Source organism: Arthrobacter sp. NicSoilB4 (assembly GCF_019977335.1).
Lineage (GTDB): Bacteria > Actinomycetota > Actinomycetes > Actinomycetales > Micrococcaceae > Arthrobacter.
The window spans coordinates 2,932,193-2,956,800 of the sequence record NZ_AP024653.1 but is presented as its reverse complement, the minus strand read 5'-3'; the positions used below and the strand labels follow the sequence as shown (position 1 = coordinate 2,956,800).

Below are 24,608 nucleotides of genomic sequence, written 5' to 3'. Positions count from 1 at the left end.
GAGGCGCACTCATGACCCAGCCCGAACACGACCCCTTCGGCTTCATCGGACTGACGTACGACGACGTCCTGCTGTTGCCCGGCCACACGGATGTCATCCCCTCCGAGGCCGACACGTCCTCCCGGATCTCCAAGCGCATCTCGGTCCAGACCCCGCTGCTCTCCGCCGCGATGGACACGGTCACGGAGTCGCGGATGGCGATCGCCATGGCCCGCCAGGGCGGCCTCGGCGTTGTGCACCGCAACCTTTCCATCGCCGACCAGGCGGACCAGGTGGACCGGGTCAAGCGCAGCGAATCCGGCATGATCACCAACCCGCTCACCATCGGACCCGAGGCCACGCTCGCCGAGCTGGACGAGATCTGCTCGCACTACCGGGTGTCCGGCCTGCCGGTCGTGGATGAGGGCATGCGGCTCCTGGGCATCGTCACCAACCGCGACACCCGCTTCGTGCCGGAAGCTGACTTCCCGATCCGCCTGGTCAGCGACGTCATGACCAAGATGCCCCTCGTCACGGGCCACGTCGGCATCAGCCGCGAGGAAGCCTCGCACAAGCTCGCGACCAACAAGATCGAAAAGCTCCCGCTCGTGGACGAGCAGGGCCGGCTCAAGGGCCTCATCACCACCAAGGACTTCACCAAGGCCGAGCAGTACCCGCTGGCCACCAAGGACGAGGAAGGCCGCCTGCGCGTCGGCGCGGCCATCGGGTTCTTCGGCGACGGCTGGGAACGGGCGATGGCCCTGATCGACGCCGGCGTGGACGCGCTCTTCGTGGACACCGCCAACGGCCACTCCCAGGGTGTGCTCGACATGATCCGCCGGCTGAAGTCCGATCCGGTTGCCGCGCACGTGGACATCATCGGCGGCCAGGCCGCCACCCGCGAGGGCGCCCAGGCGCTCATCGACGCCGGCGCCGACGGCATCAAGGTCGGTGTGGGTCCCGGCTCCATCTGCACCACCCGCGTGGTCGCCGGCGTCGGCGTCCCGCAGATCACCGCCATCTACGAGTCCGCCAAGGCAGCGATTCCGGCAGGCGTGCCGCTGATCGCCGACGGCGGACTGCAGTACTCGGGCGACATCGGCAAGGCCCTGGTTGCCGGCGCGGACACCGTGATGCTCGGCTCCTTGCTAGCCGGCTGCGACGAGTCCCCGGGCGATCTGATCTTCGTCAACGGCAAGCAGTTCAAGCTTTACCGCGGCATGGGGTCCCTCGGCGCCATGCAGACCCGCGGCAAGAACACCTCCTACTCCAAGGACCGCTACTTCCAGGCAGACGTCTCCGGCGATGACAAGCTCATCCCCGAAGGCATCGAGGGCCGGGTGGCCTACCGCGGACCGCTGGCCTCCGTGGCGTACCAACTGGTCGGCGGCCTCCGCCAGACCATGTTCTACACCGGCGCCCCGACCGTGCCGGAGCTCAAGGCCCGCGGAAAGTTCGTCCGGATTACGGCGGCCGGCCTGAAGGAGTCCCACCCCCATGACATCCAGATGACAGTGGAGGCACCGAACTACGGTTCGCGGTAAGCCGCACTGCCTGGTTCCCCCAACTAACTCGCAGCAGGGGCCGTTTTGGAGGCTCATAACGGCCCCTGCTGCCAGCTAGTTGGGCAGCGGGGTGTCCTAGGCTGGAGGCATGTCCGAACTCCTGCCCGCGCGTGAGCCCAAGCGGAAACTGGCGCTGAGGCCCTACGCCCGGGCGGTGGCCCAGGTGTTGCGCGTCAGCTTCCGGGCCTCGCCCGCCGCCGTGGTGATGAAGGTCATGGGCTCGCTGATCTCGGCGTTGCTGCCGCTCGTCACCACTTACTTCGCCGCGCTCACCACCACGGCCCTGGCGGCAGCCTACGCGGGCGACGCCGCGGCGGGGCAGCAGGCGATCGTCTACGTCATCATCACAGCGGCCCTGGGACTGTTCTGGGGCGCCTTCAGCAGCGTGGACCGGTACATCCAGCAGCTCATGAGCTTCAAGGTCGGCGCGATCGTGGGCGACCTGATGTACGAGCGGTTCCTGGCCCTCGAATTCTGGCGCTACGACGACAAGGAAACGGTGGACCTGTACGACCGGGCCAAGCGTTTCTCCGATTCCTATGCCCGCGTCCTGGACCGGATCGCCGCCATCTTCACCCAGCTGGTCTCGGTGATCCTCGCCATCGGCGCGCTGATGCTGGTCAGCTGGTGGATCGCCGTGATCGTCCTCGTCGCGATCGTGCCCAGCGTCTACCTGCAGTTCAGACTCTCCCGCGAACAGATCGCGCACTGGAACACCCAGGTCGACTCGCGCCGGCAGCGGCGGATGATCGAGACCAACCTCCTGCGGCCCCAGCACATCGCCGAGATGCGCCTCTACGGGATCGTCGGGTACCTGATGGGGCTGCGGTCACGGCTGCGGGACGCGGATGAACGCAGACGGCTGGATTTCCAGAAGCGCTACATTCCCAAACAGCTCGCCGCGGACGCCCTGCAGTACGGCGCGGAGGTCGTCTCACTGATCTGGGTGGTGGGGCAGATCATCGCCCGGGCGCAGCCGGTGGGGCAGTTCCTCTACGTCCAGCAGATCGTCAGCCGGGCCTTGTCCACCGCCAACAGCCTGGTCTCCTCGCTCAGCTCGATCGACGAGGACCTCGCCAACCTCAAGGATTATGAGCTGTTCATGGCGCTGCCGGTGCACTCCGACCACGCCCCGCCGCTGCTGCAGGCGCCCAAGACGGTGGAGCTGCGGGACATCCGCTTCACCTACACGGGCAGCGAGCTGGAGGTCATCAAGGGCATTTCACTGACCATCCGCGAGGGCCAGCACATCGCGATTGTGGGGGAGAACGGCGCCGGCAAGTCCACGCTCATCAGGATCCTCGCCGGGCTTTACCGCCCGGACTCCGGGCAGGTGCTGCTCGACGGCGTCGACCTCGCCGCCGTCGACGTGAAGTCCTGGCACCGCCACCTGGCGGTGCTCAGCCAGGAGTTCCTGAAATACGAGTTCGCCACCGCCGCGGAGAACATTCTCTTCGGCGACGTCGAGTCACCGCGCGACGACGAACGGATCCGCCGCTCCGCAGCCGACGCGGAGGCCCTGGAATTCATCAACAAACTGCCCAACGGCCTGGACAACCACGTCAGCAACTGGATGGAGGATCCCCGCGGACGGAAGGGGAGCGGGCTGTCCGGCGGGCAGTGGCAGCGGCTCGCGATGGCACGGAACTTCTACCGGAGTGCCTCCTTCATGGTCATGGACGAGCCGACCTCGGCCATTGACGCCCTCGCGGAACACCGGATCTTCACCCGGCTTTTCGCCGAACGCAGCAGCACCATCATCGCGATCAGCCACCGCCTGGCAACCATCGAGAAGGCGGACATCGTCTACATGCTCGAGGACGGCCGGATCGTGGAGCAGGGCACCCATAAGGAGCTGGTGGCCCTGCGCGGCCGCTACTTCCGGATGTTCGAGTCGCAGCTCGCCGTGGACGACGCCGAAGGGCTCTGAGCCGCCGGCGGGACATGCCCTCCGGGGGCCTCGGCCAGTGGACATATTCCCACTATGTCCACTCCCGGGCACAAAAAATGGGCATCTCCCCCCGGGAGGGGAGGACATGCCCATTCCTGGGGTGCGGGCCCTGCTATGAGGTCGTCACCGAGGTGTCGTCCACGAAGAAGTAGGTCTTGAGCGAGGAGTCCTCCACGCCCAGGAAGCGCAGCGTGACGCTCTGGCCCTTGAACGAGGACAGGTCCAGCGTCTTCAGGACATAGCCTGTGGACTTGTTCAGGTTGGAGTAGGTGGCCAGCGTCGTGGTGACGCCGCCGCTGACGGCCTGGACCTTCAGTGTGTCGTAGGCGCTGGAGCCGGTGGTCTCATCGGTCAGCGTCTTGAGGTAGAAGGACAGGGTGGAACGGGTCACGGAGGACGGGATGGCGATGGTCTGGTCGAGCGTGTACGACGTCGGCTGGCCCCAGCCGTTCAGGCCGGCGAAGCCGCTGCCGGTCCGGGCGTTGGTCCCGGTCTCGAAGGTGTCCGCGTGGTCGGAGGTCCACGAGGCCGAGCCGCTCTCGAAGCCGGGGTTCAGCAGCAGGTTTCCCGACGGCGGCGGCGGGGTGGTGCCGAGCAGGCCCATGGTGGCTGTGGCATCGGAGAGGCCTGCGCCGCAGCCCTTGGTGCAGCCGCCCGGCATGGCCCGGGTGCCCTGACGGAGCGTGGACTCCACCTGGGCCGGGGTGAGGGCGGGTGACTTGGCCTTCATCAGGGCCACCAGGCCGGCCACGTGCGGGGTCGCCATCGAGGTGCCCTGGTAGCTGGCGTAGCCGGCGCCGCCCGGCGTCGTGGTTCCGGTGTTGATCGTGGAGAGGATGCCGCCGCCGCTGACTCCGGTGTCGCCGCCCGGAGCCGTGAGGTCCACGGTCGCACCGAAGTTGGAGTAGTAGGAGAGGGTGCCGCTCGGGTTGCTGGCAGCCACCGTCACTACCGAGCTGCAGTTGGCGGGCCGGAAGCCGGACGCGTCCTGGTTGCTGTTGCCGGCTGCCACCACCACGGTGGTGCCCCGGGACACGGCGGTGTTGATGGCGGCCTGATAGGTGGTGCCGCAGGCGCCGGAGCCGCCCAGGCTCATGTTGATGACCTTGGCGGGGTTGGCGTTGGCAGGGATGCCGGAGACGGCGCCGCCGGAGGCCCAGATGATGGCGTCGGCAATGTCGGAGAGCGCACCGCCGCACTTGGCCAGAACCCGGACCGGGAGGACCTTGGCATTGGGCGCCACGCCGGCCACGCCTATGGAGTTGCCCGTCACTGCCGCGACGGTGCCGGCCACGTGGGTGCCATGCCAGGAGGAGTTGGATGCCGCGGTCTGGCCGCATTCGCCGGCGGCGTACCAGTCGCCCTGGTCCTGGGCGTTGGCGTCCCGGCCGTTGCCGTCGCGGGCAGCGGTGGCGTCCGAGACGAAGTCGTAGCCCGGCAGCACGTTGCTGTCCAGGTCAGTGTGCGCCGTGATGCCGGTGTCGATCACGGCGACCGTCGAACCGGTGCCCGTGGAGACGTCCCAGGCGCCGGGGATGCGCATGCCGTTCGCCGCGGTGAAGTCCCATTGCTCGCCGTAGCGCGTGTCGTTCGGCGACAGCACGGCGGTCATGCGGGCATCGGGTTCGACGGCGACGACCGCCCCGGAGGCGACGATCTCGTTCATGAAGTCCTTGGCGGCCTGGTCCGAGAGGGCCTTGTCGGAGGCGATCAGGGTCCCCCCGGTGGCCAGGGCGCGCAGCTCCTTCACGCTTACGCCCTGCTGCCGGGCTGCCTTGCCCCATGCGTTCGCGCGGCCGTCCGGGGTGGCGTTCCCGGGGGTCTTCTTAAAGCTCACGATGAACTGCGTGTACGCCTCACCGGCGTTGACGTCCGGCGCAGGGACATTCTCCGATGCGACCGGTCCGTTGCCGGGGGCGGCGAGTACCGGGCTGACGGCGAGGGTCATGGTGCCAACGAGGGCGGCCAGCGACAGGGCCAGCACGCGGGACTTCCTGAGTGATGCACTTCCCATGGGTTCTGCTTTCTGTAACCGGGCAGGGCGGAGTGCCCGGAACTGGGTGTGGAGGCCGCCGGGCGATATCCCCGGCGGCCGAAAGCAAACGTAAGGGCATTTTCAGGATTTGTAAACTATTGACAAAACATGTCAAGTCAGTGTGAACTATCGATTATTTTGGGTCTCGCCGGGCGGCTTCCTGCGGCACCGGTGCGGTGTGCCCGCGCGGTTCGTGCCGGTCCAACGGCCGGGTCAAGTAAAGTGAGGACGTGACTTACGAGATTGAGATTGGCCGAGGCAAGCGTGGGCGTCGTGCCTACTCCCTGGATGACATTGCGATCGTCCCCAACCGCCGGACGCGCGACCCCAAGGATGTGTCCGTCGCGTGGCAGATCGATGCCTACAAGTTCGACATGCCGGTCATCGCCGCCCCGATGGATTCGGCCATGTCGCCGGAGACCGTCATCGCCCTGGGCCGGCTCGGCGGGCTCGGTGTCCTGGACCTCGAGGGCCTCTGGACCCGCTACGAGGACCCCCAGTCCGTGCTGGACCAGATCGGCGCGCTCCAGGACGAAACCAACAGCCCGGCCGTCACCCGCCGGATGCAGGAGCTCTACCAGGCCCCGATCCAGCCGGAGCTGATCACCTCCAGGCTCGCCGAGATCCGCGCCGCCGGTGTCACGGTGGCGGGCTCCCTCACCCCGCAGCGGACCCAGGAACACTACAAGACCGTGGTGGCCGCCGGCGTCGACATCTTCGTGATCCGCGGCACCACCGTCTCGGCCGAGCACGTCTCGAAGGACCACGAGCCCCTGAACCTCAAGCAGTTCATCTACGAACTCGACGTCCCCGTCATCGTTGGCGGCGCCGCGGGCTACACCCCGGCACTGCACCTCATGCGCACTGGTGCCGCCGGCGTGCTGGTCGGCTTCGGCGGCGGCGCGACGAGCACCACCCGCCGCGCCCTGGGCATCCACTCGCCCATGGCCTCCGCCATCTCCGACGTCGCCGCTGCCCGGCGCGACTACATGGATGAGTCCGGCGGCCGCTACGTCCACGTGATCGCCGACGGCGGCATGGGATCCTCCGGTGACATCGTCAAGGCCATCGCCATGGGCGCCGACGCCGTAATGCTCGGCAGCGCCCTCGCCCGCGCCGAAGAAGCCCCGGGCAAGGGCTGGCACTGGGGCCAGGAGGCGCACCACCTTGAACTTCCGCGCGGTGACAGGGTCAACGTCGGCACCGTCGGACCGCTCGAAGAGGTCCTCTTCGGACCGGGCCACCACACCAACGGAACGGCCAACCTGATCGGTGCGCTGCGCCGTTCCATGGCGACCACCGGCTATTCGGACCTGAAGGAATTCCAGCGCGTCGACGTCGTCGTGTCCCCTTACGCCGGCAACTGACGCCCCCTGCCCATCCGGGGAACTTGGAAGTAGTGTGGTGCACTACGAGCTTTGATCCGGATGGAGGCGTGAAATGAACAGTTTTCCCGGCGGTTCTCCCAGGGCCGGCGGTGCCCTTGGGCCTGCGGAACGCGAAGCGTCACTCGCGGTTCTCAGGGGCACCACGGACCCGGGCAAGGAGCTCGACATCCTGATCGTCGGCGGCGGAATCGTCGGGACCGGCGCCGCCCTGGATGCCGTCACGCGCGGCCTGAGCGTCGGCATCGTCGAGGCCAACGACTGGGCGGCAGGCACGTCTTCCCGCTCCTCGAAGCTCATCCACGGGGGCCTGCGGTACCTCGAGATGCTCGACTTCGCCCTCGTCAAAGAGGCGCTGCACGAACGCGGGCTGATCCTCTCCGCACTCGCCCCGCACCTGGCGCGGCCTGTCCCGTTCCTCTACCCGCTCACCAAGCCCTTCCTCGAACGGCCTTACGTGGGTGCCGGCATCGCCTTGTACGACGCCATGTCCATCTCCACCGGCCAGCGCCGCGGCGTACCCTTCCACAAGCACCTGAGCCGCCGGGGGACGCTGCGGGCAGCGCCCAGCCTCAAGGATGACGCGTTCGTCGGGTCCATCCGGTACTACGACGGGCAGGTCGACGACGCCAAGTACTGCGCCAACCTGATCCGCACCGCGGCGTACTATGGCGCCCATGCGGTGAACCAGATGTCCGTGGTCTCCTTCCTCCGGGAAGGCGAACGCGTGGTCGGCGCGAAGGTGGTCAACCATGAGGACGGTTCCACGTTCAACATCAAGGCCAAGCAGGTCATAAACGCGACGGGCGTCTGGACGGACGAGACCCAGGCCATGGTGACCGACCGAGGCCAGCTCAAGGTGCGGGCCTCGAAGGGCATCCACCTCGTCGTCCCTCGCGACCGGTTCCAATCGACTGTGGGTCTGATCCTGCGGACCGAGAAATCCGTCCTCTTCGTGATTCCGTGGGGCCGGCACTGGATCATCGGCACCACCGACACAGACTGGCACCTCGACAAGGCCCACCCGGCCGCGTCCAGCAAGGACATCGACTACATCCTCGAGCACGTGAACAAAGTCCTGAAGCGCCCGCTCACCCGCGAGGACGTCGAAGGGGTCTACGCCGGGCTCCGCCCGCTGCTGGCCGGCGAAAACGACTCCACCGCCAAACTCTCCCGCGAACACGTTGTGGCCCACCCGGTGCCCGGACTCGTCGTGGTGGCCGGCGGCAAGTGGACCACGTACCGGGTCATGGCCAAGGACGCCGTCGACGAGGCGACCCGCAGCATGGACGAACGTGTCCCGCCAAGCTGCACGGAATCCATTCCGTTGCTGGGCGCCAGCGGGTTCAAGGCCGCGTGGAACAAACGGAACCGGATGGCCGAGGAGACCGGCGTCCATGTGGCGCGGATCGAGCACCTGCTCAACCGCTACGGCTCCATGGCCCCCGAGGTCCTGGCCCTCATCACCGAGAACCCGGAACTGGGCGAGCCACTGCCGGGCGCGGACGATTACCTCGCCGCCGAGGCCGTATACGCCGCCACCCATGAGGGCGCCCGCCACGTGCAGGACGTGCTGACCCGCCGGACCCGGATTTCCATCGAGGCGTGGGACCGCGGTGTGTCCGCCGCGCCGGTAGTCGCTAAACTGATCGGAGAAGTCCTCGGCTGGAGCGATGCCCAGCGCGAGGGCGAGATCAAGCACTACCTGGCCAGGGTCGACGCCGAACGGCTCAGCCAGGAGCAGCCGGACGACGAATCCGCCGACGCAGCACGACTGGGCGTCGAGGACATCGTTCCGCTGCGCTGACCGGCAGAGTCCGCCGGCAGCCTCGACCCCGAGACTGCTGGCGCACTGACGCCACTTCGAAGGGATACCACTTGGCGGAACCACTGGACCGCTATGACGCCGAGCTCACCACCCCCGACATGGTGATCCTCGAGATGGACGCCACCGACAAGCTCGACGCCGCCTCCCAATTGGCGGAACGGATGCATGCTGCCGGGCGCATTTCGGATCTCCCCGGGTTCCTGAAGCACGTCAACGCCCGTGAACACCAGCTGGCCACGGGCCTGCCCGGCGGCATCGGGCTGCCGCATGCACGCAGCGAATTCGTCTCCAGAACCTCCATCGCCGTCGGCATCACGAAATACGGCAAGGCGCTCGATTTCGGCGCTGCCGACGGGCCCGCGACAGTGGTCCTCCTGATCGCGACGCCGGCCAGCTCGTTTTCCGAGCACCTCGAAGTGCTGGCCACCCTGGCCCGGTCCTTGTCTAAGGAATCGTTCCGCGAATCGCTCCGCCGTGCCTACGACCCCGAAGTGATCGCGGAACTCATCAACTCAAGCCTGGTCTTCTTCGACCACTAGAGATTGGGGCAGGCCCTTTCGTGTCGACTCCGTCGCCACGTAGGGACCCTGCTGCCCCACTCTAGGGCAGGCCCTTTCGTGTCGACTCCGTCGCCACGTAGGGACCCTGCTGCCCCACTCTAGGCAGGCCCGTTTCGCTGTTCTACACGCGGACGAAGTACGGTTAAGGAGTGCTGCAAACTGCCCTCAAACCCCGCTGGATCGTCGGACTGGTGTTCGCGATCGTCGTTTCCGGGGTGTTTGTGCTGCTCAGCCAGTGGCAGTTCGGCCGCTCGACCCAGCCGGAGGTGACGGTCTCCACCACGACGGAGGAACCCAAACCGCTCACCGCAGCGCTCCAGCCCGGGGACTTCTTCCCCGGTTCGGTCGCCGACCAGGTCGTCACCGCGACAGGGAGCTACGATCCGCAGAAGCAGGTCCTGGTCCCGGGCCGGCTGAACGGCGGCGCCTCGGGCTACTGGGTCGTCTCGGCCCTGGCCGTGAAGGACGCCCCCGTGCTGACCGGAGCCGGCGCTTCGCCCCAGACCTGGATTCCGGTGGCCCGCGGCTGGGTTGCCGACCCCGCCGACGCCGCCGCGCCGCCGTCGGGCACCATTGAACTGACCGGACGGCTGCTGCCGTCCGAAGCCCCGCTGCCAGGGACCGACGCGGGCCCGGGGCGGGCCAGCGCCGTGTCCGTCGCGGAGCTCATCAACATCTGGGACATCAGCAGCTACCCCGGCTTCGTCGCGGCGAGTTCCGAACTCTCCGGCGGCAGCGACGTCAGTGCCGCCGCGTCCGGCGGTGAGGTGAAACCGCTGAACATCGGGCCGCAGCCTCCTGCCGGGAAAATCAACTGGCTCAACCTCTTCTACGCCGCCGAGTGGGTGGTGTTCGCGGGCTTCGCACTGTTCATCTGGTGGCGCCTGGTAAAGGACGACTACCGCCGTGGACTCGAGGACGCCCTCGACGAGGAGCAGGAAGCCGCGGCGCAACACGTCCCCACCCCTGACCCCACCGACCCGCGGACCACTGAAACGCGGACCACCGAAACGAAAGTGCAACCATGATCGAGCCCCAGCCGGCCGTCCAGCCGCAGCAGTCCACCGCAACGGGAACCGCGGGCAGCAAGAAGCGCCGCTTCGGCGGAACCGAGGCCCAGATCCGTTCGGCGTTGAAGTTCTACAAGGTGCTCGCCTACATGACCGGCGCCATGCTGCTCCTGCTCTGCGCCGAGCTGATTGCCCGCTACGCATTCGGCCAGTACCTTTTCCTGGGCGGCACCAACGCCGTCACCGGCGAGCCGTTCGGCTTCGGATTCGCCGACGCCGAGCCGCCCGGAGTGATCGGCGGGATAAACCTCTCCGTTGCGGTGCTGATCGTGCACGGCTGGATGTACGTCGTGTACCTCATGTCCAATTTCCGGCTGTGGTCCCTGATGCGCTGGCCGTTCATGAAGATGATCATCCTGGCGCTCGGCGGCGTAGTGCCCTTCCTGTCCTTCTTCGTGGAGAAGAAGTTCCACGCCGAAGTGGAAGCCGAACTGGCAGCGAACCCGCAGGCGCCGCAGCGCTACTAAATCCGCAGCACGTGCGGCACACCCCAGTGGAAGGCCGGCACAGGCGGAACCACGGGGCTGCCCGCGGGCACACCTGATGCAGATCGAGGCGAATGCCGGCAGCCTGTTCGCCCTGACCTGCACCCGCGGCGCGATGGCTGGCCGGCCGCCGTCGGGCTTGCATGTGAGTTCGCTTACCTGGCAACAGATTCCGGGCCCGGACCGGCTTCTCAATGTGCGGGCCGGCGGCGCCGCAAAGTAGGCTTGTACGGTGACTACTCCCACTGCATCCCAGACGTCCCACAAGCCCGTGCTGGTTGTTGACTACGGTGCCCAGTACGCGCAGCTGATCGCCCGCCGCGTCCGGGAAGCCAATGTGTATTCGGAAGTGGTTCCGCATACCTACAGCACCGAGCAGCTCCTGGCCAAGAACCCCGCCGCCATCATCCTCTCCGGCGGCCCCGCCAGCGTCTACGCCGAAGGCGCCCCCAGCGTCGGCGCGGACCTCTTCGAGGCCGGAATCCCGGTCTTCGGGATCTGCTACGGCTTCCAGGCCATGGCCAACGCCCTCGGCGGCAAGGTGGCCCAGACCGGACTCCGCGAGTACGGCGCCACCGAGACCACCACCATCGGTGAAGGCCGCTCCATCCTGGACGGCATGCCCCAGTACCAGAGCACCTGGATGAGCCACGGCGACTCCGTGCACGAGGCCCCCGAGGGCTTTGAAGTCCTCGCGACGACGGCCGGCGCCGAAGTGGCAGCCTTCGCCAACGAAGAGAAGTGCCTCTACGGCGTGCAGTGGCACCCCGAAGTGAAGCACTCGGCTTACGGCCAGCAGGTCCTGGAGAACTTCCTGTTCAAGGGCGCCAAGCTGGAACCGAACTGGACCGCAGGGAACATCCTGGAGGAACAGGTCGACCGCATCCGCGAACAGATCGGCGACGCCCGGGTCATCTGCGGACTGTCCGGCGGCGTGGACTCTGCCGTCGCTGCCGCCCTGGTCCAGCGTGCCGTCGGCGACCAGCTGACCTGTGTGTTTGTGGACCACGGACTGCTGCGCGAAGGCGAAGCCGAGCAGGTCGAACGGGACTTCGTGGCCGCCACCGGCGTCAAGCTCTACGTGGCCAACGAACAGGAGCGCTTCCAGGCGGCCCTGGCCGGCGTAAGCGACCCGGAGACCAAGCGCAAGATCATCGGCCGCGAATTCATCCGGGCCTTCGAGGAAGCCGAGCTTGCGATCATCGCCGAGGCGGCCGCTCACGGCGAGAAGATCAAGTTCCTCGTCCAGGGCACGCTGTACCCCGACGTCGTCGAATCCGGCGGCGGCGAAGGTGCGGCGAACATCAAGAGCCACCACAACGTGGGCGGACTGCCGGAAGACCTGCAGTTCGAACTCGTCGAACCGCTGCGCGCCCTGTTCAAGGACGAGGTCCGCGCCGTCGGCGCCCAGCTGGGCCTGCCGCAGGAAATCGTCGGACGCCAGCCGTTCCCCGGACCGGGCCTCGGCATCCGGATCGTCGGCGAAGTCACCAAGGAGCGGCTGGACCTGCTGCGCAAGGCCGACGCCATCGCGCGGGCCGAACTGACCGCAGCCGGACTCGACAACGAGGTCTGGCAGATGCCGGTCGTCCTGCTGGCTGATGTCCGCAGCGTCGGCGTCCAGGGCGACGGCCGCACCTACGGCCACCCGATCGTGTTGCGCCCGGTTTCCTCCGAAGATGCCATGACGGCGGACTGGTCGCGGTTGCCCTACGACCTGCTGGCCAGGATCTCCAACCGCATCACCAACGAGGTGGACGGCGTGAACCGCGTGGTGCTCGACGTGACCAGCAAGCCGCCGGGAACCATCGAATGGGAGTAGCCCGGTAATGGGCGAATGAAATGGCCGGTCTCCTGGGGAGGCCGGCCATTTCACGTCTGGCCTTCTTGCGGCTGGTCTTTTCATCGCTGGCCGGGCCCGGCGGGGATTCGTGCGGCCGCCGTTGGCGGGGGAATGGCGTTCAGGCAAATTCGGGCGGAATTTGCGTCCCGCCAGTGTTGCGGAGCCTCACCGGCACCGGATTCGGGCTACCCTCGAAAGCATGCCGGTATGGTCCAGGACGTCCCGCGCGAGCACGGAAACCGTGAGCAGAGTAAACGCGAGCACAGAAAAGAAGGCAGCAGTGTCAGTTGGTCAAGGCCACCCCGAGGGCTCCGAGGAGCTCAGGAAATGGCTGTCGGGGCTCAAGCCCGTCACCGGAGCAGACACGATGCTGCGCTTCACCAAGACGCCCGAAGGCTCCATCGACCTGACCCACGCCCATCCCTCCGGCCTGGCGCAGCTGATGGCCGGCCGGCGCACCCGGCTCTCCACGCTGATCCGTGACCACCAGCAGTACGTCGTCGCCGCGCGGGCCTCGCGCAACCTGCGGTCCAAGATCTTCGAACTCGCCAACGACCGCGGCATCGACGCGGGATACTTCTCGGCGGGAACAGTCGTCTGGACATCCGCAGTCGGAGGCAAACCCCAGCGTGTTTCCGCCCCCGTCATGCTGACCGCCATCTCCCTGACGGTCCGGCCGGGCGAGGACGACTACGAACTGCAGCTGACCGAACAGGCCAAGATCAACCCTGCACTGATCCGGCACCTGAAGACCATCCACGGGATCGTTTTCGACGTCAATGCCGTCACCCGCATGGCGTACAGCACCGCCCGGTTTGATCCGCAGCCTGTCCTCGACCGCCTTGGCACCCTGATCCAGCCGATCCACGGCGCCGAGGTCGAACACAACCTTCTGGTCTCCACCTACGCCGACCTGTCGGGGAGCCTCGACGACCCGTGGATCAACGGGAACCACCCCCTCGTGACGGCCCTGGGCCGCGCTGCCGCCGGCGCGGCAGTGGAGGTTCATGAGCTCAAGCCCGGGCGCTTCCCCACCACCGACGAGCGCGACCCGGCCGATGAACTGCTGCTGCTGGACGCCGACACGGACCAGCAGTACGTCGTCGACGCCGTCTGCGCCGGGGACTCGCTCGTGGTCAGCAGCCCGCCGGGCACCGGCCAGACCCAGACAGCCATCAACACCATCGGGGCCCTCGTCAACCAGGGCAAGACTGTCCTGGTGGTGGGGGACCGGCGTGCCAGCTTGGGCGAGATCTCCGCCGAACTGGACACCCTGGGGTTGGATTCCACACTGTTCCAGCTCGCCGGCAACGCGACCCCGCTGCAGCTCAAGGGCCAGCTGGTCCGTGCGATCGTACGCAACGAGAAGTCACTTGAGCCCCAGCTCAGCAACCTGCACACCACCCTGATCGAGCACCGCCACGCCCTGCGGGACCATGTCGCCTCGCTGCACAACGTCCGCCAGCGGTGGGGCTGCTCGCCGTACGAGGCCATGCAGTCGCTGGCCGAGCTGACCTCCATCCAGCCCGCACCGGCCACCACCGTCCGGCTCAAGCGCAGTGTGCTGGACAACATCCGTGACCGCGAGGAACTGGCCGGGCGGCTCCGCCGCGCGGCCGAACTGGGCAGCTTCAGCCGGGCGTCGACGACGAGCCCCTGGCACGGCGCCCGCCTCCTGACCCGCAAGGAAACCCAGGAAGCCCAGCAGGTGGCACGCTCGGTGGCCCGGAAGCTTCCGGAACTGCGCGAACTGATGAACGGCGTCGCCGAACATGCCGAGATCCGTCTTGGCAGCACGTTCGCCGAATGGGGCGACCAGGTCGAGCTCCTTGTCGCGGTGCGTGAAAGCCTGGACAAGTTCACCCCGGATATCTTCGACCGGCCGGTCCACGACCTCATCTCCGCCACCGCACCGTCCTCCTGGCGCCGTGAACGGAACATCGAGATGCCATCCATGCAGCGCTCCCGCCTGCGCCGTGTGGCGAAGGAGTATGTCCGCCCGGGCGTCCACATCGCCGACCTTCACAGCTCCCTCGTCCTCGTCCAGGCACAGCGGGCCGCGTGGTCCGGTTACGCAACGACGCAGCGCCATCCCGCGGTCCCATCCGGTCTGGGGGAGATCATCGGCCTGTACCGCGAGCTGGAAGCGGAACTGGCCGAATTGGGCCAGGCCGTCAAGCACACGGCGGCGGGCGGCGAGTTGTACAACACGCCCTATGAGCAGCTCATGGTGCGCCTGGAGCGGCTGGTTGCCGACACCGGGACGCTGGAGACGCTGCCGGAGCGGACGCTCCTGGTGGAGAACATGCGCGAGCATGGCCTCGGCGAACTTCTCGCCGACCTTGCCGAACGCGAAGTTCCGGCCGGGTCCGTGGCCGCGGAGCTCGAACTCGCCTGGTGGCAGTCGGCCCTGGAAGCCATGATCAGCGGCGATGATTACCTGGCGATGTCCGACGGCGACGCCCTGCGCCAGCTGGAAGCCGAGTACCGTCTCGCGGACAACGCCCACATCGCCAGCGGCGCTGCGCGGCTGCGCTGGAAGCTTGCCGAACGCTGGCGGGCCGCCATCGCGGAGCACCCCCGCCAGGCGGAACTGCTCCGCAGCCTGCTCAAAGACGGCAGGGTCACCCTGTCAGCCCTCAGCGGGCAGGCCCCGGAACTTCTGCCCATGCTGGTCCCCGTGTGGTCGGTCAGCCCCTATCTCCTGACCGCTGTCCTGCCGGCGACACAGCGGTTCGACGCCGTCGTCATCCTGGACGCCGAGGCGACGTCGCTGCAGGCCGTCCTGCCGGCTGTCGCCCGCGCCAAACAGGTCATTGCCTTTGGTGACGACCGGATTGCCAGCCCGCGGACGTTCACCGTCAGTGTGGAGCGGCTCGCCGCCGGCGAGAGCTCCCACCAGGGCGTGGAGAGCGCATACAAGGCGCTGACCGGAGTCTTGCCCGTCTGGAACCTGCGGACCGTCTACCGCGCCGTTGACGAAGACCTCGTGCGGCAGTTGAGCAAGGGGTTCTACGACAACGGGCTGCGACGGCTGCCGGAAGGCCAGTCCGCCACGGGCCTGGACCGGGCCCTGACTGTCGAATACCTGCCGGACGGCACGGGACTGCCCAGCGCGGACCAAGACGGAGTGGAATCCGTCGTGGCCGAAGTGAACCGGGCGGTGGAACTTGTCTTCGAACACGCCCGCCTGCGGCCGCGGACGTCGCTGGCCGTCGTCACCGGCAGCCTCCGGCACGCAGCCCGGATCGGCGAGTCCATCCGGCTGCAGCTGCCCAACCATCCGCTGCTGGCCGGCTTCTTCACGGCCGGGGACGAATCTTTCCGGGTGGTGGATCTGGAACGCGCCCAGGGCCTGGTCCGTGATCACGTGATTTTCTCCCCGGGCTACGGCCGCACCCCGCACGGGCGTGCACTCCACAGCCTCGGCCCGCTGTCCGCGGACGGTGGTCGGGCCAGGTTCGCCCTCGCCATGACACGGGCGCGCCGCTCCCTGCACGTGCTGAGCTGCTTCCGACCCGAGGACCTCGACGTGACCCGGCTGAGCCACGGAGCAGTGGACTTCTACGAGCTCCTGGACCGGGAAATCGCGGGCAATTCGGATCTTGGCAGCCCGGCGTCGCGCGCCGCCGCCAGCGAACAGGCCTTGGGGGCAGATCCCCTCGTGGCTGACCTCGGCGACAGGCTCCGTGCCCGGGGTGCCCGTGTGTGGCACCAGTACGACGGCGCACTGAACATGGTGGCCGCAGCCGACCCGCTGAGCACTCTCGGGCAGGACGACGCCGAAATTCCCCGGCCCGTCGCGATTGAGTCCGACGGCACCGAGCAGTACCGCCGGCTGACCGTCCGCGAACGCAGCAGGCTGCGCCCACAGCTGCTGGAGCGACTCGGCTGGCGTTACATGCCACTATGGACCATAGAAGTCTTTACCGATCCTTCGGCCTGCGCCGACCGCATCGGAGGATACCTGGGCCTGGAGAAACCGGTCGTAACGCACCGGAAGCAGGCCTCGCCGGGATTCTTTGACGACGACGTCGAGAACCTGGCCGTCAACGAAGCTCGGGCCGCGGAGGAGCGGTCCTCCTTCGGATTGCCGGATGGCGCGCAACAGTACAGAACAGACAAGGGCAGCAAGGAGGCCGGAGGCATGACTGCAGACGGCGATACCCGAAACAGCAGTGATTCGCGGAGCGACGGCGAGATCGAAAACAACGAGGAATTCCAGGACCGCGGCCGGGGCAACGCTTCGCAGCCGGCAACTCCGGCGGCGATGCCCGCCGGAGTGCTGCCGAACAAAGCAGCCGAAGACGATCCACGGCGCTGGGGCGACGAGTCCGGCGGCTACGACCACGACTCCTGGCTCCAGGAACAGAAGCCTCCGCACTGGGGCTAAGGACGGACCGGGACTGAACCTTCGGTGGCGGACCCTGCGGGGCTCCGGAAAGGCTGTGGCTGCCCGTGCGGCTCTTCCAAACGCCTAGCCCGGCACGGCCACCACAAGGACGAAGAACAGCTTCCCCTGCGTCGAGGCGCCGGCGAGACGGCGTGCCTGATCCGCATCGGCAGCCACGACCATGAGGCCCTCAGTATCCCCGGCGGCCAGCCATTGGCCCGCCTCACCGCCGTGCTCGGAGGTCCACAGCACCGGCACCGCCGCAGCCAGCACCTGGGACGCCGCCGTTTGGTCAAAGCTGTCGCCGGTTGTCATGACCACATTGACGAGCTGCCCGGGGGAGAGCAGCTGGATTGATGCCGGATCGGCCATCCGGAGTGGCACTGCGGCGGTTCCCGGAGGACTTCCCGCCAGCAGGCCGGGCCCAAGGACCTGGGAATCGGACAGCAGCTGGCCCTTGCGGAGCGCCACGGCAAGCTGCATGCCGTGCGGGGACTCGCTGCTGCCGTAGCTGCCTGCCGGCACGAGGTCGCGCGGGACGCTCAGCAGCGTCAGATCTTCCGGACCGAGCGTCTTCCCGGCCGGCAAGTCCGTTGCCGCGGCGAAGGCGGAGACCGCGAAGGGCGGGGCCGGTGTGAGCTGTTGCACCGTGATGCCGGCCGCGACGCACAGCAACAGCGCCACAGCCAGCCGCCGGTTGCGCTCGAGCCAGCGGAGCGTACGGCGGGTGGGCCGGGCGGCCGGTCTCCGGCCCGGCCGCGGACGCCCGGATTTCGGTTCGCTGGTGCCGCGCCCAAAGGAAGGGACGCCGATCCTGAGAACCGAGGAGGGGCGCAACGCACCGCGAAGCAATACGCGAGGGAGTTCCGCCCGGAAGTTGCCGACGGCCGGGTCGGAACGCGCAAGGGTGGCCATGAATGCGACCCTACGCGTCGGCGGAAATGCCGGACAGGTGCGGTTTGGGCTATGTGGAGAAAGGGCCTGGCCAAAGAACCGTGGCCGGGCCGCGACCCGCGATTCTTGCGGGCAGTTCCTAGCTTGCGGAAGCCGCGGCAGGCGCCGGAGTTGCCGCCGGGGCAGGGGAACCCGTGCTGCCCTTGGCGTCGCGTGAATCGGTCCGGTAGAAGCCGGAACCCTTGAAGACGACGCCAACGCTGTTGAACTTCTTGCGGAGCGTGCCCTGGCACTCGGGGCAGGACGTCAGGGAGCTGTCGGTGAACGACTGCACGATCTCGAAGGCGTGGCTGCAGTCCTTGCAGGCGTATGCATACGTGGGCACTGGAAATCCTCCTCAGGGACAAACGAGCAGGTCCCGTGCTTGCTGGTCTGGATCATTGCCGGGATGTCACCGGCGGATCCGTCACTTAGCAGTCTCAGGGCCTGAGTGCCAATTCTATCACCCCGGCCGGGCGCCCCTTAAGAGCTCTGCAGCAGGAGCAGTCCGCCCGGGGTCAGCGCCGCCGCCACCTTCCGGTCGAAGGACTCTGCCGGGATGCTGCCGGCCGGCAGCACCTCGCTGTCGAAGACGACGGCGGCCGTCGGCAGGGGCGGCAGGCCGCCGTCGGACGTCTCGGCCCGGGGCGGCAGGAGGGCAGCCAGCGCCGCGAGGAACTTGTCGTAATAGCCGCCGCCCTGACCGATCCGGTTTCCGGAGAAGTCGACGGCGGTGGCAGGCAGGAAGATGCCGTGGGCGTGCAGCATGACGGCGGTGCCGTGGCGTTCCCCTGCAGGCTCCTGGATCGGCGCGTAGCGGCTCCGGACGGATTCGGAGGCCGGAGTCCAGTACACCCAGCTCAGCCCAAGGTCCGGCTCGCAGACCGGAAGCAGGACCCTGTGCCCTGCCTCATGCAACGCCGTCAGCAGGGGAAGGGTCGGCGGCTCGGAACCCACGCCCAGATAGGCGGCGAAGGTGCCCGGGTGGCCGCCGGTCAGGCGGGATGCCCACGCAAGGCCGTGCCGGGCAATGCCCGCCCCGGCGCCCGACAGGGCGGCGGGCGTCAATGCGCCGCGCCCGGCACGGTGGCCGGCCCGGATGTCTTCCTTCGACGCCATGGTGACTCGTCCCTCCGCGTGCTGCAGCCGTGAAGCAGAGGTACTCCGGCGGCTCGAATGATTACCTAATGTTTGGTCCCTCCGTTAGATTAGTCGAGTGACTACACTCAACGCTCCCGTCCGCAAGGCCGTCATTCCCGCAGCCGGCCTCGGCACCAGATTCCTTCCGGCCACCAAGGCCATGCCGAAGGAAATGCTGCCCGTCGTGGACAAGCCGGCCATCCAATACGTCGTCGAGGAAGCCGTCAACGTCGGCCTGAACGACATCCTGATGATCACCGGACGCAACAAGCGCGCGCTGGAGGACCACTTCGACCGCGTCCCCGCGCTGGAAGCCACCCTTGAAGGCAAGGGGGACACCGCCAAGCTTGAGTCCATCCAGGCTGCCAGCAACCTCGGCGACATCCATTACGTGCGCCAGGGCGATCCGATGGGCCTGGGCCATGCCGTCCTCCGTGCAAAGCAGCACGTAGGTTACGAGCCCTTCGCTGTCCTGTTGGGCGATGACCTGATCGACGCCCGCGACGAACTGCTCAGCACCATGATCGAAGTCCAGGCCAAGACCGGCGGCTCGGTTGTCGCGCTGATCGAGGTGGACCCTTCCCAGATCAGCGCCTACGGCTGCGCCGACGTCCAGGCGATAGCGGGTGAGGACTATGTCCGCATCAACCAGCTCGTTGAGAAGCCCGACATCGACGACGCCCCGTCCAACCTCGCCGTGATCGGCCGCTACGTCCTCCACCCGGCAGTATTCGAGGTGCTGGAACGCACCGAGCCCGGCCGTGGCGGCGAAATCCAGCTGACGGACGCGCTCCAGGAACTCGCGGCAGGAGACGGCGAAGGCTACGGCGTCTACGGCGTCGTCTTCCGCGGCCGCCGCTACGACACCGGTGACAAGCTCAGCTACCTCAAGGCCTGCGTGCAGCTTGCCTGCGACAGCGAAGACCTCGGCCCCGGCCTGCGGGAATGGCTGCCCGAATTCGCCGCCAGCCTCGCGCCCAGCCTGACCAAATAACTCCAATGGGGGGCAGCTTCAACTGGCCGGCAACGCTTGAGTGCGGCGACCTCGTGTTGCGCCCCATCCGGTACCGGGACCGCAAGGAATGGACCCAGGTCCGCGCCCGCAACAGCGAGTGGCTGGCCCCCTGGGAAGCGTCCAACCCCGTTCCCGGGGGCGGCCTTCCCGACTACCGCCAGATGGTGCGATCCCTCAAGACCCAGGCCGCCCAGGCAACGGCCCTGCCCTTCCTGATCACGGCGTGGACCCCCGGTTTCCGCGAACCCGTGATCGTGGGCCAACTGACGGTGTCCTCCATCGTGTGGGGCTCGGCGATGATGGCCACGCTCGGTTACTGGGTGGACAAGGACCGGGCAGGGCAGGGCATTGCCCCGACCGCTGTGGCACTGGCCACGGACTACTGCTTCCAGACGCTCGGACTTCACCGGATGGAGATCAACATCCGTCCTGAAAACGGACCCAGTCTGCGGGTGGTGGAGAAGCTTGGCTTCCGCGACGAGGGCTACCGTCCGCGGTTCCTGCATATCAACGGCGAATGGGCGGACCACCGGAGCTTCGCGCTGACCTCCGAAGAAGTCCCCGGGGGGCTGCTGGCACGCTGGCAGCAGAGCCGTCCCGCGTGAGCGGCGAGTGCCCGTCTGACCAGCCATTACGCACTAAATCCACTCAATTGTCGGTTGTCCGGCGACACACCGGGGACAATGCGGCCCAGTACCGCCCATTGCTCATACGGTTTTGATGTGGACTTCCCTCTTAGCAGCTCTGTGATCCTTGTCATTGCTGTTGCGCTCTGGATTGTGTGGGTAGCTCCCTACATGCTCCGGAACGGACGCCACCAGCTGCAGCCTGCGGGCGAGTTCGGGGCGGACGTCATCGATCTAGAAACAACCCCGCAAGCCGGGAACGTCATGAAGATGGCGGCCCAGCAGGAGAATCCCATGACCAGTACCCCGCACACCGCGTCCGGCCCGGGAACCGCCGGGTTCGATGGCGGCGCCAAGCCTGCTGCCACGTGTCCGGCATTCAAAGTCCGCTACGGCCGGTTGGCCCTGGCGCTGGCCGGTCTGCTGGCGATTCTGACAGGGCTGGTGTCCGCGGTCCTCCGAATTTTCGGCCTCGGTCCGGTGTGGCTTCCCGTCGCAGCGTTGCTCGGCGGCGTGGCCTCCGTCCTCATGCTCCGCTGGCTCGCGGTCCGGGACCGCCGCCGCAAAATGAACGCCGCGTTTCGTTCGGCCATGAGCGCGCCGGCACGCCCGTCCCGGTCCGCCCCGGAGCGGACGCCTCTCCGGGAGCCCACAGGGGAACCCCGTGAATGGACTGAGAGCCCGCTCTTCGACGCTCAGGCGGATGCCGCGGAACGCAAACCTGCACCGAAGCCGCTGACAGCCCAGGAGCTCCGCCAGGCGGCCCTGGCGGAGGCCGTGGCTTCGGGCGACACGTCGGTTCGCCGCACTGCGGATTCCCCGGCCGGAGAAGGATCGAGCTGGGAGCCGGTAGAGGTCCCGAAGCCCACGTACGTAGAGGCGCCGAAGGCTGAACGTGCCGCCCCTCAGCCGCTGGATCTGCCAGAAGCACCAAGGGCCGTTGGAAAGCCGTCGCTCAAGCAGGGACTTCCGATGGCCCCGGCCGGCAGCCTCGGCACGGAACCCGAATCGAAACCCCTGGGCAAGGCGCAGAGCGCCCTGAGCAACCTGGACGATGTCCTGCAGCGACGCCGGGCCTGAACAGCAACTCTGAGCCCCGGGCAGCCAGCAATGGCCGCCCGGGGCTTCGTTGTATCCGGATAGCCATCACACTGAAGACATTGCGGCAGATCAACAACGGCAAAAGCTACGATGCGACCGGAAATCGGTCGCGGGCCGGTAGCCTCGGGGCATGACAAGAATTTGTGTTGCCGGCGGAACCGGCCAGGTGGGCAGCGAAGTGGTGCGGATGGCTGTTGCGGGCGGGCACGGTGTGGCGGTCCTATGTCGCAATCCACCTCCCGCCGGTGCCCCGGCCCGGGTACCGGGCGCGGAATACTTCGCTGCCGACGTCACCACCGGCAATGGGCTGGCGGCGGCGCTGGCCGGCGCCGACGTCGTGATCGACTGCTTGGAAGGGCGCTCGGGGAAGGCCCTGAAAGGCTTCGCCGACGGCGGCGCCCGCCTTCTCGCCGCAGCGCAGGACGCCGGGGTGGCCAGGGGGGTGATGTTGTCGATCATCAATTGCGACCGGAGCAGCTTCGGCTACTACGGCTCGAAGGCGGCCAAGGAACAGGTCTACGAGCGGTCTGGACTGCAAACTGTCGCGCTCCGGGCGACGCAGTTCCATTCCCTGCTGGCGTCGATGTTCGGTGCCGGCTCAAAAATGCGGATCATTCCCGTGGTCAAGGGAGCCCGGTTCCAGCCGATTGCGCCGTCCGACGTCGCTGCCGCCCTCCTCGGGGCTGCGCTGGAACCGTCCGCGGGCCCGCGGCACAGCGTCCGAACGGTCGGCGGCCCCGAGATCCAGGGCATGGAGGAATTCGCCCGGCAGTGGAAGGCCGTCACCGGTTCCCGCGGACGCCTGGTGCAGTTCCCGCTGCCCGGTGCCATGGGCAAGTACCTGCGCGCCGGGTTGAACCTGGTTCCGGGGCAACGCCACGCCGGTGAGACATTCAGCGGCTGGTTGGCAAAGAACGCGGATAGTTTGTAGCCTAGGGACACCGGCAACGCCGTACCTGCGGGAACGGCGTTGCTTCGGGGCTATAGCTCAGTTGGTAGAGCGCTTCGTTCGCATCGAAGAGGTCAGGAGTTCGAATCTCCTTAGCTCCACAATTTCTAGGTGGTTCCGGTTCCGTCGAAATCTCGGAATAGACGGGCGCTCATCGCCCAGTTGGGCGAAGAAGCAATCGACTTCGCCGCGGCCGGGTCTTAGCGGTTCTCGCCCGCCAGGTGGACGACGCCGCCGCGAAGAAGCGCCATGCACGTGTCGGCTCTTTCTGGAGTCCACGACTCCGGTGTCTGTCCCAGGCAGTGTCAGCGACGCTGACCCCACTCGCTGTGCCAGTAGCGGCTGTCCCAGCTCCCGGTGCGCAAAACGGCGTCGGGCTGCGGCGGCGCAAGCCACAACTCCAGGAGATAAAAGTCGACCAGGTCCTCAGCGTCCTCGCCCACGCTTCCCTCATCTCGTCCCCTTGCGCTGACCCGCAGCCTGAAGCTGCCCGAGGGAACGCCGTCCAGCGACCCCCTGCTCAAGCCCGCCCAGGCGATCCACCCCAACGTGTGTCCGGCAGGAAGGAGGAAGGACACTTCGACAACGTCCTCCCACGAGACGTCATCTTCCGCAGGCGCCTCGTCCAACAGCACGATGCGGACCGACGAGCCGCCTGACCTGCGGGCAAGGTTGACGTATACGCCGTCCGGGTCGGCGGCGCCGACCAATCCGTTGACCTGGCCGGCGAAGAAGCGGTCGAAATCTCCATCGAATCCGCCTGCCTCGGTCCAGATGAGGTCAAGCTGTCCGTAGTCGGTGTGTATCGCCTGGTCCAGGAGCACTCGTTTCACAGCCTTAGAGTACGGCCAACCGGAGTGCGCGCCGTCCATTACGCGCCGTCGGCTAGCGGCGGTGGCCGGCTGGGTGGTCACGGACCCCCTGCGCGCGGACGCCGGGCTTCCCGGCGTCGACACCGGGTCCTACTGGAGCATCATCCGACGCTGATCTTTATGCCGGCGACCGCGCCTGTCCATACGCCTCCGTCCGGGTGGAGGCGGATCAGATGCGCGCCTACGGACCCCTCTTTAAGCTGGACGACCTGTGACTGGGCTCCCTTGCAATCCAGCTCGAAATCCGTACGCTCGATGCCTCCGACGATTGCCTGGGAGAGCGAGATGAGAGCCCGGGGGGCACCCACGCACGCGACCGTCACAGTGTGCGGGCCCGCGCTTGTCACCGTCACGGACTTGCTGAATCCCACGCCGGGTCCATCGGCCGGACCGGAGACGGCCAGAAGCACCTGCCCGGCCGCGCCTGCCAGGCGCTGCTCCAGCTCAGCATAGTTGTGCGTTTCCAGGGCCAACAGGTCCGCCCCCTTCGACGGTAAGGCGGCCGCCGGCCGGACACTTGAGCTGGCTTCCGGTGGCCTCGGATCGCCCTCGTCCTCATAGACGCACCCGGCCAGGACAGCCGTGGCCAGCACACCCACGAGCACCAAAACACCGCGGACTATTCTCGTTCCCCCAGGACCAGCCATGGGCCGAGTCTACGGTCAGCCCGCCGATTGGCAAGACATCCGCTCCGATCCGGGATGGGGGACAACGCGCTGATCCCGCCCGCCGGTTCGAACGGATCCCGTGGCGGGAGACGAAACCAGGATGAGCCGGCGGGACCCTGCGGCCAGGGTTTCCAGAGCGGCGTTCAGGTTGGCGGCGACGTACTTTTCCTCATTCGGCGGACGAGCGTGGATTCGTAGCGTCGGCATTCC

Annotated in this window: 20 protein-coding genes and 1 tRNA gene; 15 read left to right on the top strand and 6 right to left on the bottom strand. The window is 67.5% G+C overall.

Annotation, left to right across the window (positions count from 1 at the left end):
• Nucleotides 1–11 precede the first annotated feature (11 nt).
• Together guaB and LDO13_RS13360 are read left to right on the top strand one after the other, a co-directional pair.
• A complete protein-coding gene (gene guaB, locus LDO13_RS13365; protein WP_224047206.1) occupies nucleotides 12–1,523 on the top strand; it encodes an IMP dehydrogenase in 1,512 nt (503 codons plus the stop codon).
• A gap of 109 nt (nucleotides 1,524–1,632) precedes the next feature.
• The gene (locus tag LDO13_RS13360; protein ID WP_224047205.1) at nucleotides 1,633–3,474 is read left to right on the top strand and encodes an ABC transporter ATP-binding protein; all 1,842 of its coding nucleotides are present in this window, start codon (nucleotides 1,633–1,635) and stop codon (nucleotides 3,472–3,474) included.
• 133 nt (nucleotides 3,475–3,607) lie between these two features.
• On the opposite strand, the gene LDO13_RS13355 is transcribed toward LDO13_RS13360, so the two are convergent.
• Complete coding sequence (locus LDO13_RS13355; protein ID WP_224047204.1) at nucleotides 3,608–5,509, bottom strand: S8 family peptidase; 1,902 nt, start codon at nucleotides 5,507–5,509, stop codon at nucleotides 3,608–3,610.
• A 251-nt stretch (nucleotides 5,510–5,760) separates the two neighbouring features.
• On the opposite strand from LDO13_RS13355, the gene LDO13_RS13350 reads away from it, so the two are divergent.
• The 8 genes from LDO13_RS13350 to LDO13_RS13315 all read left to right on the top strand — a co-directional run bounded on the left by LDO13_RS13350 (nucleotide 5,761) and on the right by LDO13_RS13315 (nucleotide 17,094).
• Nucleotides 5,761–6,897: a GuaB3 family IMP dehydrogenase-related protein gene (locus LDO13_RS13350; protein WP_224047203.1), complete on the top strand. Its 1,137-nt coding sequence runs from the start codon at nucleotides 5,761–5,763 to the stop codon at nucleotides 6,895–6,897.
• Nucleotides 6,898–6,970: 73 nt separating this feature from the next.
• Nucleotides 6,971–8,722 (top strand): glycerol-3-phosphate dehydrogenase/oxidase, encoded by a 1,752-nt coding sequence (locus LDO13_RS13345; protein WP_224047202.1) that lies wholly within the window; start codon nucleotides 6,971–6,973, stop codon nucleotides 8,720–8,722.
• 71 nt (nucleotides 8,723–8,793) lie between these two features.
• On the top strand, nucleotides 8,794–9,282 hold the full coding sequence (locus LDO13_RS13340) for a PTS sugar transporter subunit IIA (RefSeq protein WP_224047201.1): 489 nt from the start codon (nucleotides 8,794–8,796) through the stop codon (nucleotides 9,280–9,282).
• Between the two features lie 170 nt (nucleotides 9,283–9,452).
• Complete coding sequence (locus LDO13_RS13335) at nucleotides 9,453–10,331, top strand: SURF1 family protein (protein ID WP_224047200.1); 879 nt, start codon at nucleotides 9,453–9,455, stop codon at nucleotides 10,329–10,331.
• Complete coding sequence (locus LDO13_RS13330) at nucleotides 10,328–10,840, top strand: DUF3817 domain-containing protein (protein ID WP_224047199.1); 513 nt, start codon at nucleotides 10,328–10,330, stop codon at nucleotides 10,838–10,840. Before LDO13_RS13335 ends, LDO13_RS13330 begins: the two co-directional genes overlap by 4 nt.
• 76 nt (nucleotides 10,841–10,916) lie before the next feature.
• The gene (locus LDO13_RS13325) at nucleotides 10,917–11,081 is read left to right on the top strand and encodes a hypothetical protein (protein ID WP_224047198.1); all 165 of its coding nucleotides are present in this window, start codon (nucleotides 10,917–10,919) and stop codon (nucleotides 11,079–11,081) included.
• A 9-nt stretch (nucleotides 11,082–11,090) separates the two neighbouring features.
• Nucleotides 11,091–12,680, top strand: a complete 1,590-nt coding sequence (guaA, locus tag LDO13_RS13320; RefSeq protein ID WP_224047197.1) for a glutamine-hydrolyzing GMP synthase — start codon at nucleotides 11,091–11,093, stop codon at nucleotides 12,678–12,680.
• 301 nt (nucleotides 12,681–12,981) lie between these two features.
• Nucleotides 12,982–17,094 (top strand): AAA family ATPase, encoded by a 4,113-nt coding sequence (locus LDO13_RS13315; RefSeq protein ID WP_224047196.1) that lies wholly within the window; start codon nucleotides 12,982–12,984, stop codon nucleotides 17,092–17,094.
• Between the two features lie 84 nt (nucleotides 17,095–17,178).
• Here the strand turns inward: LDO13_RS13315 and LDO13_RS13310 are convergent, their stop codons facing one another.
• The 3 genes from LDO13_RS13310 to LDO13_RS13300 all read right to left on the bottom strand — a co-directional run bounded on the left by LDO13_RS13310 (nucleotide 17,179) and on the right by LDO13_RS13300 (nucleotide 19,146).
• Nucleotides 17,179–18,009, bottom strand: a complete 831-nt coding sequence (locus tag LDO13_RS13310; protein ID WP_346347018.1) for an RcpC/CpaB family pilus assembly protein — start codon at nucleotides 18,007–18,009, stop codon at nucleotides 17,179–17,181.
• Nucleotides 18,010–18,127: 118 nt separating this feature from the next.
• Nucleotides 18,128–18,373, bottom strand: a complete 246-nt coding sequence (locus LDO13_RS13305; RefSeq protein WP_224047195.1) for an FmdB family zinc ribbon protein — start codon at nucleotides 18,371–18,373, stop codon at nucleotides 18,128–18,130.
• Between the two features lie 137 nt (nucleotides 18,374–18,510).
• Nucleotides 18,511–19,146, bottom strand: coding sequence for a 5-formyltetrahydrofolate cyclo-ligase (locus LDO13_RS13300; protein ID WP_224047194.1), 636 nt, complete (start codon nucleotides 19,144–19,146; stop codon nucleotides 18,511–18,513).
• 97 nt (nucleotides 19,147–19,243) lie between these two features.
• Between LDO13_RS13300 and galU the strand changes: the two genes are divergently transcribed.
• The 5 genes from galU (at nucleotide 19,244) to LDO13_RS13275 (ending at nucleotide 22,959) form a co-directional block, all read left to right on the top strand.
• Nucleotides 19,244–20,161, top strand: coding sequence for a UTP--glucose-1-phosphate uridylyltransferase GalU (galU, locus tag LDO13_RS13295; RefSeq protein ID WP_224047193.1), 918 nt, complete (start codon nucleotides 19,244–19,246; stop codon nucleotides 20,159–20,161).
• 5 nt (nucleotides 20,162–20,166) lie between these two features.
• Nucleotides 20,167–20,787, top strand: coding sequence for a GNAT family protein (locus tag LDO13_RS13290; RefSeq protein WP_224047192.1), 621 nt, complete (start codon nucleotides 20,167–20,169; stop codon nucleotides 20,785–20,787).
• 117 nt (nucleotides 20,788–20,904) lie between these two features.
• Nucleotides 20,905–21,888 (top strand): hypothetical protein, encoded by a 984-nt coding sequence (locus LDO13_RS13285; RefSeq protein WP_224047191.1) that lies wholly within the window; start codon nucleotides 20,905–20,907, stop codon nucleotides 21,886–21,888.
• Between the two features lie 151 nt (nucleotides 21,889–22,039).
• Nucleotides 22,040–22,840, top strand: a complete 801-nt coding sequence (locus LDO13_RS13280; RefSeq protein WP_224047190.1) for an NAD(P)H-binding protein — start codon at nucleotides 22,040–22,042, stop codon at nucleotides 22,838–22,840.
• A gap of 46 nt (nucleotides 22,841–22,886) precedes the next feature.
• A tRNA-Ala gene (locus LDO13_RS13275) sits at nucleotides 22,887–22,959 on the top strand.
• Between the two features lie 204 nt (nucleotides 22,960–23,163).
• Here LDO13_RS13275 and LDO13_RS13270 read toward each other — a convergent pair.
• Both LDO13_RS13270 and LDO13_RS13265 read right to left on the bottom strand, forming a co-directional pair.
• A complete protein-coding gene (locus LDO13_RS13270; RefSeq protein WP_224047189.1) occupies nucleotides 23,164–23,691 on the bottom strand; it encodes a hypothetical protein in 528 nt (175 codons plus the stop codon).
• A 140-nt stretch (nucleotides 23,692–23,831) separates the two neighbouring features.
• The gene (locus tag LDO13_RS13265) at nucleotides 23,832–24,377 is read right to left on the bottom strand and encodes a hypothetical protein (protein ID WP_224047188.1); all 546 of its coding nucleotides are present in this window, start codon (nucleotides 24,375–24,377) and stop codon (nucleotides 23,832–23,834) included.
• Nucleotides 24,378–24,608 lie beyond the last annotated feature (231 nt).

What these genes read in the sequence shown, in the direction of transcription:
- guaB (WP_224047206.1), top strand. Translation starts at nt 12, where the DNA reads ATGACCCAGCCCGAACACGACCCCTTCGGCTTCATCGGACTGACGTAC.
- LDO13_RS13360 (WP_224047205.1), top strand. Translation starts at nt 1,633, where the DNA reads ATGTCCGAACTCCTGCCCGCGCGTGAGCCCAAGCGGAAACTGGCGCTG.
- LDO13_RS13355 (WP_224047204.1), bottom strand. Translation starts at nt 5,509, where the DNA reads ATGGGAAGTGCATCACTCAGGAAGTCCCGCGTGCTGGCCCTGTCGCTG.
- LDO13_RS13345 (WP_224047202.1), top strand. Translation starts at nt 6,971, where the DNA reads ATGAACAGTTTTCCCGGCGGTTCTCCCAGGGCCGGCGGTGCCCTTGGG.
- LDO13_RS13330 (WP_224047199.1), top strand. Translation starts at nt 10,328, where the DNA reads ATGATCGAGCCCCAGCCGGCCGTCCAGCCGCAGCAGTCCACCGCAACG.
- LDO13_RS13325 (WP_224047198.1), top strand. Translation starts at nt 10,917, where the DNA reads ATGCAGATCGAGGCGAATGCCGGCAGCCTGTTCGCCCTGACCTGCACC.
- LDO13_RS13310 (WP_346347018.1), bottom strand. Translation starts at nt 18,009, where the DNA reads ATGGCCACCCTTGCGCGTTCCGACCCGGCCGTCGGCAACTTCCGGGCG.
- LDO13_RS13300 (WP_224047194.1), bottom strand. Translation starts at nt 19,146, where the DNA reads ATGGCGTCGAAGGAAGACATCCGGGCCGGCCACCGTGCCGGGCGCGGC.
- LDO13_RS13290 (WP_224047192.1), top strand. Translation starts at nt 20,167, where the DNA reads ATGGGGGGCAGCTTCAACTGGCCGGCAACGCTTGAGTGCGGCGACCTC.
- LDO13_RS13280 (WP_224047190.1), top strand. Translation starts at nt 22,040, where the DNA reads ATGACAAGAATTTGTGTTGCCGGCGGAACCGGCCAGGTGGGCAGCGAA.
- LDO13_RS13265 (WP_224047188.1), bottom strand. Translation starts at nt 24,377, where the DNA reads ATGGCTGGTCCTGGGGGAACGAGAATAGTCCGCGGTGTTTTGGTGCTC.